The organism is Billgrantia hypersalina, from assembly GCF_052584175.1.
Genome location: NZ_JBMIQI010000011.1, coordinates 35716 through 49014, shown reverse-complemented (window position 1 = coordinate 49014; position 13299 = coordinate 35716). Strand labels below are relative to the sequence as shown.

Below are 13299 nucleotides of genomic sequence, written 5' to 3'. Positions count from 1 at the left end.
GCACGGAAAAGGCGGTTATTGTAGCGAACTTGCCGAGGGGGCGCATCTACTGCACGGCCACAACGCAAGCGACCCGGCCAAGGCCGAGTCGCTTGCCCACGCGAAGCCGATGCTTAGAAGCGATAGGTCAACTGAGCGCCGAAGCCATGGGCTTCGTTTTTGTAGTCGGCGGAATAAGTTGAAGACACGCCTTCTACTAGGCCCCCGGTGGCAGGATTGAAGACCGAATCACCTCTTTGTTGATCAACGCGGGTGCTACGCTCCGTCAAGTAGGAGTAGGCAAAGTCCAAGGTCAAATTATCCATGGGCGTCCAACCGGCACCGATAGAGAAGACGCGGCGGTCGTCGGAAGGAATCCGTGCGCTGCGGTACTGATCGCTGGTGGGCGTAAAGTCAAGGGTGAGGCCGGCACGCAGCGCCAGCTGCGGATTGAGCTGGTATTCACCGCCGACGCCATAGGCCCAAGCGTTGGAATAGTCCTGCTGTTCAGAAGTAATAGGGGGACCATCCGCATCGTTGGGATCGACCACGCGGATTTCATCGAAGCGGCTCCAGCGGACCCAAGAAGCACCTGCCATGAGCTTCAAGCGGTCACTCATCTGCTGGGTCACGGAGAAGTTGATCGTTTCGGGGGTTGTCAGGTCCAGTTGAGCATCTCGATTCAAACGCTCAGGGGCAAACGAATCTACAAGCCCGGAGGGATCCGTTGCACGGTAGTTCCCCGTCAGGGTGTAGCTAACCTTGGAGCGATACGTCAAACCAAAGGTAGTTTCCGGCACCGGCTGAAACAAGACCCCGAGGTTGTAACCCCACGCATCGTCGTCGCCCTCGATACGGGCATCGATATCAGCGTCGGTATTGTTTGGGCTAAAAGGATTTGCAACCTGCCGGCGCAATTCACCGTCCACCCGGTTATAAGTGATACCCGCACCGATGGACCACTGATCATTAAAGCGATAGGAGACAGTCGGCTGCGCACTCATGACACGCAGCTCGGTGTAATTGCCAAGGTTGCGTCCAATAAAGTCGTCTTCGTATTCAGTCTTGGAGCCGAATGGGGCATAGACACCGAAGCCGAAGGCCAGTTGCTCGTTTACCGGGTGCGCATAAAAGGCAAAGGGAACCAGCGTCCCCGGTACGATATCTCCTTCCGCTGTTCCATCAGTGTGGACCGGCACTCCGTTACGAGTAGCAGAGGCGTTGTCGATATCGGTGTTGACGTTCAGATAGGTCCCGCCCGCGGTCAGTTGCGCCCGGTCGAGGAAGGACATGCCTGCCGGGTTGCCGAAGACGATGGTGGCGTCGTTGACGTTGGAGCTCCGGCCCGCGTGGCCATAGCCCTGCCCGCTGACGCTCTGCTCGTTGATCTGGTAACCGCCGGCATTGGCCTGGCTGGCGAAGGCGGCGGCCGCGGCGGCCGCTATGGTCACGGCCCAGGTGATCTTGTTGAACTTGTTCTGCATGGTCTCGACGTCCTCTATCCAGATGCGAGCTGGAGCTGGTTATGTGTCCCGCCCTCGCCGGAGCGGTGCCCTACTCAGCCAGTTTTCGCCAAACATCCGTTCGGTTCAAGTGCAAACGTTCGTTTTAATGCGAGAAAAGCTCATACTTTAGTTGTGTTTCGACGTCAGCCACTGAACTTTTTATCTTTGCTTGGCCGCATACCGTTCCGGGGCCTCGCCTCTGCGCTTGACCTGTGGGTAACCCACAGGTTTTACACTTCAAGCATGGTTCACAACGCCACGGAGTGTTTTCCATGAAGGTCAGCGAACTGGCCCGGCGCGCCGAGGTTACCGCCGAGACGGTGCGGCACTATACCCGCGAAGGGCTGCTGCATCCCAAGCGCGATCCGGACAACGGCTATCAGCTCTTCGGTCAGGCCGACCTGGAGCGGCTGCGCTTCATCCAGCGGGCTCGCACGCTGGGCTTCAGCGTGGCCGAGATCGGCGACATCCTGGCCCACGCCGACCAGGGTGATTCACCCTGCCCCATGGTGCGCGACCTGCTGGCCAGCCGGCTGCCGCAGATTCGTGCCCGTATCCGCGAGCTCGAGGCGCTGGCATCGCGCATGGAGCAGGCGCTCGAGACGTGGGCCGAGATGCCCGACGGCACGCCCGACGGCCACAGCCTGTGCCGGCTGATCGAGAGCTTTCCCGAGGCAGCGCCAGGGCAATGCGCGCACGTTGGCGAGGAGACGAAATGAGCCGCTATCATCACGAACGCAGCGTGCCGGGCATGAGTTGCCAAGGTTGCGTGAAGCGCATGCGCGAGGCGATCCAGGCCCTCGACCCCGAGGCCGAGGTCACTGGCTTCCCGGCCGAGAAGCGTCTGGCCGCGGCAACCGCTCTCGATGGGGACACGCTCGACCAGGCCCTCGAAGCGGCCGGCTACCCCGCTGACGATGCGCGCAGTCCCGCGCGATCCGAACATGAGCGTCACGTACCCGGCATGAGTTGCCAGGGTTGCGTGAAGCGCATGCGCGAGGCAATCCAGACGCTCGATTCCGAGGCCGAGGTCACCGGCTTCCCGGCCGAGAAACGCCTGGTGATCGCCTCCACTCTGGATGACGCCCAGCTCGATGACGCCCTGGAGCAGGCCGGCTATCCGGCACGCCCCCTCACCGACGCTGTAGCGGACACAGCGGCGCCTGAGGAGCCCGCATCCACGCCGGCCGTGAAACCCGCCGCCCCGGATGAGACAAGCAACCCGGCGGGAGGCGTCAGCCACCGCCTGTCGATCTCGGGCATGACCTGTGCGAGCTGCGTAAAGAGCGTACAACAGGCCTTGGAGCGTACACCGGGAGTGGCCACGGCGACGGTGAACTTCGGTACCCGCATCGCCCAGGTCCATGGACGCGTCGATGTCGATGCGCTGATCCAGGCGGTGGAGGACGTGGGTTACGGCGCCGAGCCCATCGTCGACCTGCGCCAGGCCGAGGCGGCCCGCGCCGAGCAAGACGCGCGCGAGTATCGCCGCCGCCTGCGCGGCAGCGCATGGTCGCTGGCGCTGGCCGTCCCGCTGATGGCCAGCATGTTCATCTACCATCCGCACCCTGTCGGCTGGGGGCGTCTCTATTGGCTCGTGGTTGGCCTGCTGACGCTGGCGGTGCTGGCCGGCCCGGGGCGGCACTTCTTCGTCAACGCCTGGAAGAACTTCCGCCACCACCAGGCCAACATGGACACCCTGGTCGCCATGGGCACCGGCACCGCCTGGCTCTACTCCATGGCGGTAGTGGTCTTTGCGCCCTGGTTGCCCCATGTGGCCCAGGGCATCTATTTCGAAGCCTCGGCCATGATCATCGGGCTGATCCTGCTGGGCAACGCCCTGGAGCTGCGTGCCAGAGGGCGCACCAGCGAGGCGCTCAAGCGGTTGCTCGACTTGCAGAGCCGTACGGCGCGGGTAATTCGCGACGGCGAGGAGCGAGAGCTGCCCGTCGACGAGGTCCGCGAGGACGATCGTATCCGCGTGCGGCCCGGCGAACGCCTGCCGGTCGACGGCGTCGTCACCGAAGGCAGCAGCCATATCGACGAATCGATGCTCACCGGCGAACCGCTGCCGGTGGCCAAGGGTCAAGGCGACGAGGTCAGTGCCGGCACCGTGAACGGCAGGGGGGGCCTCGTCTATCGTGCCACACGCGTCGGTGCCGATACGCGCCTGGGACAGATCACCGAGCAGGTGGCGCTGGCGCAGAACTCCCGTCCGCCCATCGGCGAGCTGGCCGACAAGGTGTCGAGCATCTTCGTGCCCGCGGTGATGATCATTGCCGTGCTTACGGCGCTCGCCTGGTTCAATTTCGGTGCCGAGCCTCGTCTGATCCATATGCTCGTCACTGCCACCACGGTGCTGATCATCGCCTGCCCCTGCGCCCTGGGGCTCGCCACGCCCATCTCGACCATGATCGGGGTGGGCAAGGCGGCGGAGCACGGCGTACTGGTGCGAAGCGGCGAGGCGCTGCAGACGGCGAGCCGACTCACCACGCTGGTGGTCGACAAGACCGGCACCCTGACCGAGGGCAAGCCGCGCGTCACCGAGGCGCACTTCCTCGAAGGCGACGAAGCGGAGCTGCTGGGCCTGGTCGCGGCGCTCGAGCGCGGCTCCGAGCATCCGCTGGCCACCGCCCTTCTCGCCTTTTCTCAAGAACGGGCCGAACAGGTCGGCGACCGGCCCATGAACGTTCGCGATTTCGATAGCGTCACCGGTGGCGGCGTCAAGGCCACCGGCCCCAACGGCGAACCGCTGCTGCTGGGCAACGCCCGGCTGCTGCAGCAGGCCGGTGTCGATCTCGCTGGCGCCACCGAACTGACCGCTGATCTGGAAGGTAAAGCGCGAACGGTCGTTCACCTGGCCGCCGGCGGAAGGCTTGTTGCCCTGTTCGGCATCAGCGACCCCCTGCGCGGCGATACCGTCGCGGCGGTCAAGCGCCTGCAGGCCGACGGGCTCAAGGTGGTGATGCTCACCGGCGACAACGAGCACACTGCGGCGGCCATCGCCCGCGAGGTGGGCATCGACGACTTCCGCGCGGGGCTCCTGCCCGAGGACAAGCACGCCGAGATCGAGCGCCTGCAGCGCGCCGGCGAAGTGGTGGGCATGGTCGGTGACGGCATCAACGATGCCCCCGCGCTGGCACGGGCCGATGTCGGCTTCGCCATCGGCCAGGGTACCGACGTGGCCATCGAGAGCGCCGGCATCACGCTGATGCGCAGCTCCCTGCACGGCATCGCCGACGCCATCGAGATCAGCCGCCTGACCCTGCGCAACATCAAGCAGAACCTGGTCGGCGCCTTCGGCTACAACGTGCTGTGCATTCCCATCGCTGCGGGCGTTCTCTATCCATTCACCGGCATGCTGCTGTCGCCGATGATCGCCGGCGCCGCCATGTCGCTGTCGTCGATCACGGTCGTCAGCAATGCCAACCGCCTGCGCCTGCTCAAGACCCGCGGCGATACCCCGTCGGAGCGCCGCGTGGCGGTAGCCGAATCGAAGGAGGCGCTGTCATGAGCTGGATCATCAATCTGGCGGGCCTGGCCCTGATCGTCGCCATCGTGTGGTGGTTCTGGTGGCGCCGCTGAGCCGGACACGCCAAACAGGAATAAGCGAGATGCTACGCTGAAGGAAATGGCTGGAGGGAGGTGGAGCCATGCCCAAGCTCAACGGTGTGCTGGAAACCGCGCTCTACGTCGACGACATGGATCGGGCGCGGGTCTTCTTCGAAGGCGTGATGGGTCTCGAGCCCTTCAACGCCGACCATCGCTTTACCGCCTACGATGCCGGCGCCAATACGGTGCTGCTGCTTTTCCTGCAGGGCGAGACGCTGGAAACCGTGGTGTTGCCCAGAGAGATGGGGACCATACCGCCCCACGACGGCAAGGGGCGGGTGCACCTCGCCTTCGCTATCGCCGAGCCCGAACTGGCTGCCTGGGAGCGCCAGCTTGACGACCACGGCGTTACCATTGAAGGCCGCACCCACTGGCCCCGCGGCGGCGAGAGCCTCTATTTCCGCGACCCCGACGGGCACCTGATCGAGCTGGCCACGCCGGGGGTCTGGCCTACCTACTGAGACTCTCGCCAGCGAGAGCCTGCTTCTCTATGTCGGCCGCGACCCTGACGGGCACCTGATCGAGCCAGCGCACCGGGCGTCTGGCCTAACTATCAGGAAACACCCATGTAGCGGCCGGGCTTGTGATTGAGGGCAATGATCAGGTTCAGCGCCACGGCACCCAGCACGGATAGGCCGACCCGCTCGGGGGGCAGCACGAAGAAGGCGGCAAGCATGATCAACCCGTCGATGCCGAGCTGTACGTAGCCGGCGCGCAGGCCGTAACGGCCCTGCAGGTAGAGCGCCAGGATGTTGATGCCGCCAAGGCTGGTGCGGTGGCGGAACAGTACCAGCATGCCGATGCCGATCAGGCTGCCGCCCATCAGCGAGGCGTAGAGCGGGTTGAGGCTGTCGAAGGCGACCCACCGGCCGGTCAGCTCGGAGAAAAGCGATACCAGCGCGATGGCGACGAAGGTGCGCAGGGTAAACGACCAGCCCATGCGCTTCACCGCCAGGAAATAGAACGGCAGGTTGATCAGGAAGAACCACACGCCGAAGCGCCAGCCGGTGGCGTACTGCAGCAGGAAGGCCATGCCGGCGGTGCTGCCGGTGAGCAGCAAAGCCTGGGTATAGAAGGCCACACCGAGCGCGACGAACAGCGTGCCCACCAGCATGGCCATCACGTCCTCGTAGGGGTGATGGGGATCGGTGGGCAGATCTCGTGGATCCATGCATGTTTCCTTGGATGATAAAGGGCAGCGCCGAATGAGGGCGGATTCTAGCGGGTACGCCCCGCGAAATCATTGACCCCGCTCAGCGACCCGCCATCCAGTGTCAGCTGCCCTGCGGCTCGGCGTACTCCACCATCAACTGCAGCGACTCCTGCCCCCGCCAGCGATTGCGATGCAGCCGGTAGGCACAGCGCAGCGTGTCCCCCATGACGAAGGGCGGCAGCTCCCCCGGCGTGAGCGCCCGGAACCAGATCGCCTTGAGGCTTGCCGCTCCGGTGGAGAGCACCATCGACAGGTGGGTGCCGTCGGCTCCCACGGCGCGCATCGACTCGACCAGGAACTGACCCTCGAACAGCGGCGCGTCGAACTCCCGCCCGTAGGGGCCCAGCGTCTCCAGTTCGAGCAGCGTCGCCAGTTGGAACTGCTCGGGGGCGAGCGCCCCGTCGGTCAGTATGTGAGGGTACAGCTCGACCTCGCCCAACTGCTCCCTCACTGCCTGGAGGAAAGCCATCCGAAAGGCCTCCAGCATTTCGACCGGCACGCCGACGCCGGCCGCACCGCGGTGCCCGCCGAAACGCGGCAGCGCTTCGGGAGCAAGCTCATGAGCACGTTGCAGCGCGTCGCGCAGATGCAACGCCTCGATGGAACGCCCCGAGCCGGTGAGCATGCCGGGTGCTGCCGCCGGGGTCAGCACCAGCGCGGGCCGGCCGAAGGAATGCACCAGGCGCGAGGCGACGATGCCCTGCACGCCCGGATGACCGCTCTCGAGAAAGACCATCAGAGCCGGTTGATCGGTCTCGAGCTGGGGCATGGCCAGGGCGCGCGCCTCCTCCACCATGTCCGCCTCGATTGCCTTGCGCGACTGGTTGTCGTCATCCAGCGTCTGCAGATGGCGCGTCGCCACGGCATCGTCCTCGGCCAGCATGAAGTGCAGCGCCGCGTAGGGGTCGTCGAGGCGCGAACGGGCATTGATGCGCGGGCCCATCTGGAAGGCCAGCGTCTCGGCGGAGAACGGCACGCTGTCCTCGCCCAGGCGCGCCGCCATGGCGCGCCAGCAGGCGGCCTCCATGCGGTTGATCAGCGTCAGGCCATGGCTGACCACGGCGCGGTTGGCCGGGCTCGCCCCCAGCGATACGCAGTCGGCCACGGTGCCCAGCGCCACGTAGGAGAGCCAGGCGGAGAGCTTGGGCGTGGCCTCGGGAAGGGCGCCCCACTCGATCAGCACGCTGCGCGCCAGCGACATCGTCAGCCAGGCCACCATGCAGCCGGCGATGGTGCGGTCGGGATACTGGCAATCGCTGCGTGTCGGGTTCACCACCGCATGCGCAGAGGGCGGCGGCCCCTCTACCGGCAGGGCATGGTGGTCGCTCACTACCACATCGATGCCCGCCGCCTTGAGCCGGGCGATGCGCGGCTCGTCACTGCTGCCGCAGTCGGCGGTAATTACCAGGCTCGGCCGCGGCGCGAGCGCCAGCGCACGCTCCACCAGCGGCAGGCTGATGCCGTAGCCGTCGTGGATGCGATGGCCGATCAGGCTGTGCAGCCGCGACTCGGGCACGCCGAAGAACTCGTTCAGCGTACGTCGGATCACGACGTGGGAGGTGATGCCGTCGACGTCGTAGTCGGTCAGGATGCCGATGTGCTCGCCATCGATCACAGCCCGGGCGATGCGCTCGGCGGCGCGGCGGCCATCGGCCAGGCGCTCCGGATGCTCGAGGTAGCGCAGGCTGGGCTGTGTGAGCGGGGCAAGCTCCCCTTCGTAACCGGCCAGGCGGCCGGCCAGCACGCGGGCCTGCAGTTCGGTCAGTCCCTCGGCACGGGCGCGGGCATAAAGCGCCTCATTGCGTGGGCGCGGCATCAACCGCGGTTTGAGTCGGGCGTGCAGGTCGGGAGGCGCGGTCACGTCCAAGCGTGGCTCCTGTTTAAGGCGGGTCTGGCTTGAAGAAGATCGGCACATTGAGCGCCTGGAGAGGTTGCATGCACCGCTCGGGTCGGACGGCGACAGGCCTTCCAGGAGGCGCTGTGACCCATCCCTGGGCGCTACTCTTGCCATCCGTGGCAAAAGACCTCCTCTTCGGCCTGCCCCCTTGCCCCTCGCTAAGTGGCTTCTGACGAGCTCCTTTCTAGCGCCGATTCTCGGCTACGAACGCCTGCACCTTCGCCAACTCCGCCGGCAGCACGGTGTAGCGCTCCTCGCGCTCCAGCAGGTCGTCCATGTGCGGCGGCAGCGGCACGCCGGGGAAACCGGCCTTGACCACCGCCTCGGCGAACTTGGCCGGATGGGCCGTGGCCAGGGTAATCATCGGCGTCGCGGCATCCGCCCGGGCGCGCTCGGCGGCACGGTAGCCCGTGGCGGTGTGCGGATCGAGCAGTTCCTTGGTGCGATGGTGCGCCTCGCGGATCACTTCGAGGATGGTGGCATCGTCGACGCTATGGCTGGCAAACAGGGCCCGCAGCCGCGTAAGGGGCGCCTCGGCCAGCGCCGTGGGCTCGCTCTGGAAGCGCTCCAGCAGTGCGGCCACGGCGGAGCCGTCGCGCTCGTAGGCCTCGAACAACAGGCGCTCGAAGTTGGAAGAGACGACGATATCCATGGAGGGTGCCAGGGTCGCCTTGAGTTCCTGCTTGGAGAAGTCGTTCTCGGCAATCGTGCGGTGCAGGATGTCATTGGCGTTGGTGGCGATGATGAACTGCTTGACAGGCAGCCCCATGCGGTAGGCCATGTAGCCGGCGAAGACATTGCCGAAGTTGGCCGACGGCACGCAGAAGCTGACTTGCCGATGCGGCGCGCCCAGCGCCACGCCGGCGGCAACGTAGTAGACGATCTGGGCCATGATGCGTGCCCAGTTGATCGAGTTCACCGCTACCAGGCGGGTGCCGTTCAGAAAGCCCTGGTCGGCGAAGCTCGCCTTGACCATGGCCTGGGCGTCGTCGAAGTTGCCCTCGATGGCGATATTGAAGACGTTGTCGGCCAGCACCGAGGTCATCTGGCGGCGCTGTACCTCGGAGACCCGGTTGTGCGGGTGCAGGATGAAGATGTCGAGGTTGTCGCAGTGGCGACAGCCTTCGATGGCTGCCGAGCCGGTGTCACCGGAAGTGGCGCCCATGATCACCGCTCGTTCACCGCGCTTGGCCAGGAAATGGTCGAGGATGCGACCCAGAAGCTGCAGGGCGACATCCTTGAACGCCAGCGTGGGACCGTGGAACAGCTCGAGGAGGAAGTGATTGGCGTCGAGCTGGTTGAGCGGCACCACGGCATCGTGGCTGAAGGTGGCGTAGGCGTCGCGAACGATGGTGCGGAAGGTCTCGTCGTCGATCTCGCCGTTGACGAACGGCTTCATCACGCGAAAGGCGATCTCGGCATAGGAGAGCCCGGCCATGGCCTCGAGCTCCTCGCTTGAGAGACGGGGAATCGCCTCCGGCACGTAGAGTCCGCCGTCGCTGGCCATGCCGGTCAGCACGACCTCTTCGAAAGAGAGCGCAGGCGCCTGCCCGCGAGTACTGATGTAGCGCATGGCTTACTCCTGCTCGTCCAGGGATTCCACGCGGATCCGCGTGACCGGCCCGGCGATATCCGCCATCGATTCGATCTGGCGGATCGCCTCGTTCATCTGCTTTTCGCGGCAGCTATGCGTCAGCAGGATGATCGGAACCAGCTCACCCTCGGTGGCCTCCTTCTGCACCAGCGCCTCGATGGAGATGCCCTGCTCGGAGAGGATGGTCGCCACTCGCGCCAGCACGCCGGGGCGGTCCACCGCCAGCAGGCGCAGGTAGTAGGCGGTGACGATGTCCTCCATGGGCAGGATCGGCAGATGGCCGTCATCCTCGCCAATGCCGCTGAAGGCCAGGTAGGGCACGCGGTAGTGATGATCGGTGGCGATGTCGCGGGCCACGTCGAGCAGGTCGGCCACGACTGCCGAGGCGGTGGGCTCGGAGCCGGCGCCGGCGCCGTAGTAGAGGGTCGGCCCCACCGCGTCGCCCATGATGGCGATGGCGTTCTTGACCCCGTGCACATTGGCCAGCAGCCGTTCCTTGGGAATCAGGGTCGGGTGGACGCGCAGCTCCAGTCCATGCTCGGTGCGCTTGGAGATACCCAGGTGCTTGATCACGTAGCCAAGATTGTCGGCCTGCTGGACGTCATCGAACGTCACCCGCGAGATGCCCTCGGTGTAGGCCTTCTCGAACTGCAGCGGCACGCCGTAGGCGATGGAGGCGAGGATGGTCAGCTTGTGGGCGGCGTCGATGCCCTCGACGTCGAAGGTGGGGTCGGCTTCGGCGTAGCCCAGCGCCTGGGCCTCGGCGAGCACGTCCTCGAAGGCGCGGCCCTCGCTGCGCATGTGGGTGAGGATATAGTTCCCGGTGCCGTTGATGATGCCGGCCACCCACTCGATGCGGTTGGCACCCAACCCTTCACGCAGCGACTTGATCACCGGAATCCCACCGGCTACGGCCGCCTCGAAGGCGACGATGACACCCTGCTCGTGGGCCGCCTGGAAAATTTCGTTGCCGTGTACGGCGACCAGTGCCTTGTTGGCGGTGACCACGTGCTTGCCGTTGGCGATAGCGGTCAGCACCAGCTCGCGAGGCACGTCATAGCCGCCCAGGACTTCGACCAGCACGTCCACATCCGGATTGCGGGCCACCTCGAAGACGTCGTTGGTGGTCTTGATACCGGTGAGGTCGCACTCCGGGTTGGTGCTGCGCAGCGCCACCTGCTCAATGATGATCGGGCGGCCGGCACGCCGCGCAATTTCGTCGGCGTTGCGCGTCAGCACGTTGAAGGTACCGCCGCCAACGGTCCCCAGACCACAGATTCCCACTCTCACCGGTTTCAATGTCCTGCTCCCCTGAAGGTGTCAATGTCCAGCGTTCATATGCCTGGCAGCTCTCTGTCTGCCATCACTCCGCCAGGCCAAGCATCTCGGCCAGGCGTTCGGCAGGTACGTACCCCGGCACCAGCCGGCCATCGGGCAACACAATAGCCGGCGTGCCCTGGACGCCCACGGCCATGCCCAGATGATACTGTTCCTCGACCGGATTGTAGCAGTCGGCGCTCCCCGAAATCTCTTCCTGGCGCTTGCCCGCGTTCATCGCCTCGCTGCGGTTGTCGGCACACCAGACCTGCTCGAGGATGCGCGCCCCCTCGGAGTCCATGCCCGCCCGCGGAAACGCCAGGTAGTGCACCTCGATGCCCATCTCGTTGAGCCTGGGCACTTCCTCGTGAAACTGGCGGCAGTAGGGGCAGGTGGTATCGGTGAAAACGACGAGCTCGGCGCGGCTGTCGCCGGTGCCGCGGAAGATCACCCTTTCGCTCTCGGGCACCTTGGCAAGCTCTCCGGCCCGCTCCACGTTGCGCGACTGCTCGGTCAGATTGGTCAGCCCTCCCTCGCCGTTCTCGTAGAGGTCGCCGACCAGGAAATAGTTGCCTTCGGCGTCACTGTAGAACGCCTCGCCGGTTTCCAGCCGCACCTGGTAGAAGCCCTCCAGCGGCGTCTCGTGCACGCTGGCGACGGGCATTGACTGGCCGTTGACCTGAAGATTCTCGGCAAGCCGTTCGGCAGGGTCGGCAAGGGCAGCGGAAGGCAACAGCAGCGCCGCAACGGGTGCGGCCAGCAAGGAAGCGGCAAGACGATGGGAGAACGCAATCATGAATCAGCCTCGAGGATGATGGTCGGCGTGCAGGGCTTCGAGCCGCGCCTGCGCCACATGGGTGTAAATCTGCGTGGTCGAAAGATCGCTATGACCGAGCAGCAGCTGTACGACACGCAGGTTGGCCCCATGATTCAACAGATGCGTGGCGAATGCATGCCGCAGCGTATGCGGCGACAGCGGTCGCGAGATACCGGCCGTGCGTGCGTGTGCCTTGATCCGATGCCAGAAGGTCTGGCGGGTCATGCACTGGTCGCCACGCCCGGGAAACAGTGCCGGCCGCGTCACGTCGCTCATCAAGGCGCCACGCCCGCTGCGGAGATAACGCGACAGCCAGTGTACGGCCTCCTCCCCCAGCGGGACCAGCCGATCCTTGTCTCCCTTGCCGCGCACCCGAACCACGCCCTGACGCAGGTTGACCGCATCCACGCTCAGCCCCACCAGTTCCGACACGCGAAGGCCGCAGCCGTATAGCACCTCAAGCATGGCGCGATCGCGCAGGCCGATGTCGGTGGCAAGGTCGGGGGCGGCCAGCAGGCGCTCCACTTCATCCTCCTCGAGGGTGTCCGGCAGGTTGGGCCGCACCCGCGGCAGGCGCACCTCGGCCAGCGGATCTCGCTCGATGCGCCCCTCGGCCAGCGCCCAGCGGTAGAAACCGCGCAGGCTGGAGAGCAGCCGGGCATTGCTGCGCAGCTGGTAGCCGCCGGCCCGACGTTCATCGAGCCAGGTGGGCAATAGCGTCTCGGCCGGCATGAGCAGCGTGTCGCCCGACTCGGCCAGCCGAGCCGCCCAGGCTTCCAGGTCGCGACGGTAGGCCGCCAGCGTATGCTCGCTCGCCCCGCGCTCGAGCCAGAGGGCATCGAGGAAGGTCTCGATCAATGCAAGGGACCGATTATCGTGTGTCATGGCATCGCCCGAATACGACGAAGCCCCGCCCCGCGTAAGCGGTGGCGGGGCCTGCTTGGCGCGAACGCCGTCAGCCATTCCGGATCAGGAAAGCTTTTCCTTGATACGAGCCGACTTGCCGCTGCGCTCACGGAGGTAGTACAGCTTGGCCTGACGCACGTCGCCGCGACGCTTGACCTCGATAGAGTCGACCAGCGGGCTATAGGTCTGGAAGGTACGCTCGACACCAACGCCGTGGGAAATCTTACGCACGGTGAAGGCGGAGTTCAGGCCGCGGTTACGCTTGCCGATCACCACGCCTTCGAAGGCCTGCAGACGCTCACGATTGCCTTCCTTGACCTTGACCTGCACGACGACGGTATCGCCCGGGGCGAATTCCGGCACCTGCTTGCTCATCTGCTCGGCTTCAAGCGCCTGGATCACCTTGTTCTTGCTGCTCATGACATTAACTCCTCGATAATCGGCACCGCCGCCACTTCA

Annotated in this window: 11 protein-coding genes; 3 read left to right on the top strand and 8 right to left on the bottom strand. The window is 65.5% G+C overall.

Translation table 11 applies throughout. The features are described from left to right. Positions 1–113: 113 nt before the first annotated feature. Positions 114–1463 carry an OmpP1/FadL family transporter gene (locus ACOJCM_RS07250; RefSeq protein WP_445211395.1) on the bottom strand — a complete coding sequence of 450 codons (1350 nt, stop codon included), beginning with the start codon at positions 1461–1463 and terminating at the stop codon, positions 114–116. A 293-nt stretch (positions 1464–1756) separates the two neighbouring features. On the opposite strand from ACOJCM_RS07250, the gene ACOJCM_RS07245 reads away from it, so the two are divergent. The 3 genes from ACOJCM_RS07245 (at position 1757) to ACOJCM_RS07235 (ending at position 5557) form a co-directional block, all read left to right on the top strand. Continuing rightward, complete coding sequence (locus ACOJCM_RS07245; protein WP_445211394.1) at positions 1757–2203, top strand: MerR family transcriptional regulator; 447 nt, start codon at positions 1757–1759, stop codon at positions 2201–2203. A 245-nt stretch (positions 2204–2448) separates the two neighbouring features. Further along, entirely contained in the window at positions 2449–4998 is a 2550-nt protein-coding gene (locus tag ACOJCM_RS07240; RefSeq protein WP_445212060.1) for a heavy metal translocating P-type ATPase, read from the top strand. 139 nt (positions 4999–5137) lie between these two features. Beyond that, the gene (locus tag ACOJCM_RS07235; RefSeq protein WP_445211393.1) at positions 5138–5557 is read left to right on the top strand and encodes a VOC family protein; all 420 of its coding nucleotides are present in this window, start codon (positions 5138–5140) and stop codon (positions 5555–5557) included. Between the two features lie 92 nt (positions 5558–5649). On the opposite strand, the gene ACOJCM_RS07230 is transcribed toward ACOJCM_RS07235, so the two are convergent. The 7 genes from ACOJCM_RS07230 to rplS form a co-directional block, all read right to left on the bottom strand. Beyond that, positions 5650–6267, bottom strand: a complete 618-nt coding sequence (locus ACOJCM_RS07230; RefSeq protein ID WP_445211392.1) for a YitT family protein — start codon at positions 6265–6267, stop codon at positions 5650–5652. A gap of 103 nt (positions 6268–6370) precedes the next feature. Continuing rightward, a complete protein-coding gene (locus ACOJCM_RS07225; protein WP_445212059.1) occupies positions 6371–8125 on the bottom strand; it encodes a single-stranded-DNA-specific exonuclease RecJ in 1755 nt (584 codons plus the stop codon). Positions 8126–8390: 265 nt separating this feature from the next. Next, positions 8391–9779 carry a threonine synthase gene (thrC, locus tag ACOJCM_RS07220; RefSeq protein ID WP_445211391.1) on the bottom strand — a complete coding sequence of 463 codons (1389 nt, stop codon included), beginning with the start codon at positions 9777–9779 and terminating at the stop codon, positions 8391–8393. Positions 9780–9782: 3 nt separating this feature from the next. Continuing rightward, a complete protein-coding gene (locus tag ACOJCM_RS07215; RefSeq protein ID WP_445211390.1) occupies positions 9783–11099 on the bottom strand; it encodes a homoserine dehydrogenase in 1317 nt (438 codons plus the stop codon). Between the two features lie 64 nt (positions 11100–11163). Next, the gene (locus ACOJCM_RS07210) at positions 11164–11913 is read right to left on the bottom strand and encodes a DsbC family protein (protein WP_445211389.1); all 750 of its coding nucleotides are present in this window, start codon (positions 11911–11913) and stop codon (positions 11164–11166) included. Between the two features lie 3 nt (positions 11914–11916). Then, positions 11917–12819 (bottom strand): site-specific tyrosine recombinase XerD, encoded by a 903-nt coding sequence (xerD, locus tag ACOJCM_RS07205; protein ID WP_445211388.1) that lies wholly within the window; start codon positions 12817–12819, stop codon positions 11917–11919. A gap of 84 nt (positions 12820–12903) precedes the next feature. Continuing rightward, positions 12904–13260: a 50S ribosomal protein L19 gene (gene rplS, locus ACOJCM_RS07200; protein WP_111412830.1), complete on the bottom strand. Its 357-nt coding sequence runs from the start codon at positions 13258–13260 to the stop codon at positions 12904–12906. Positions 13261–13299 lie beyond the last annotated feature (39 nt).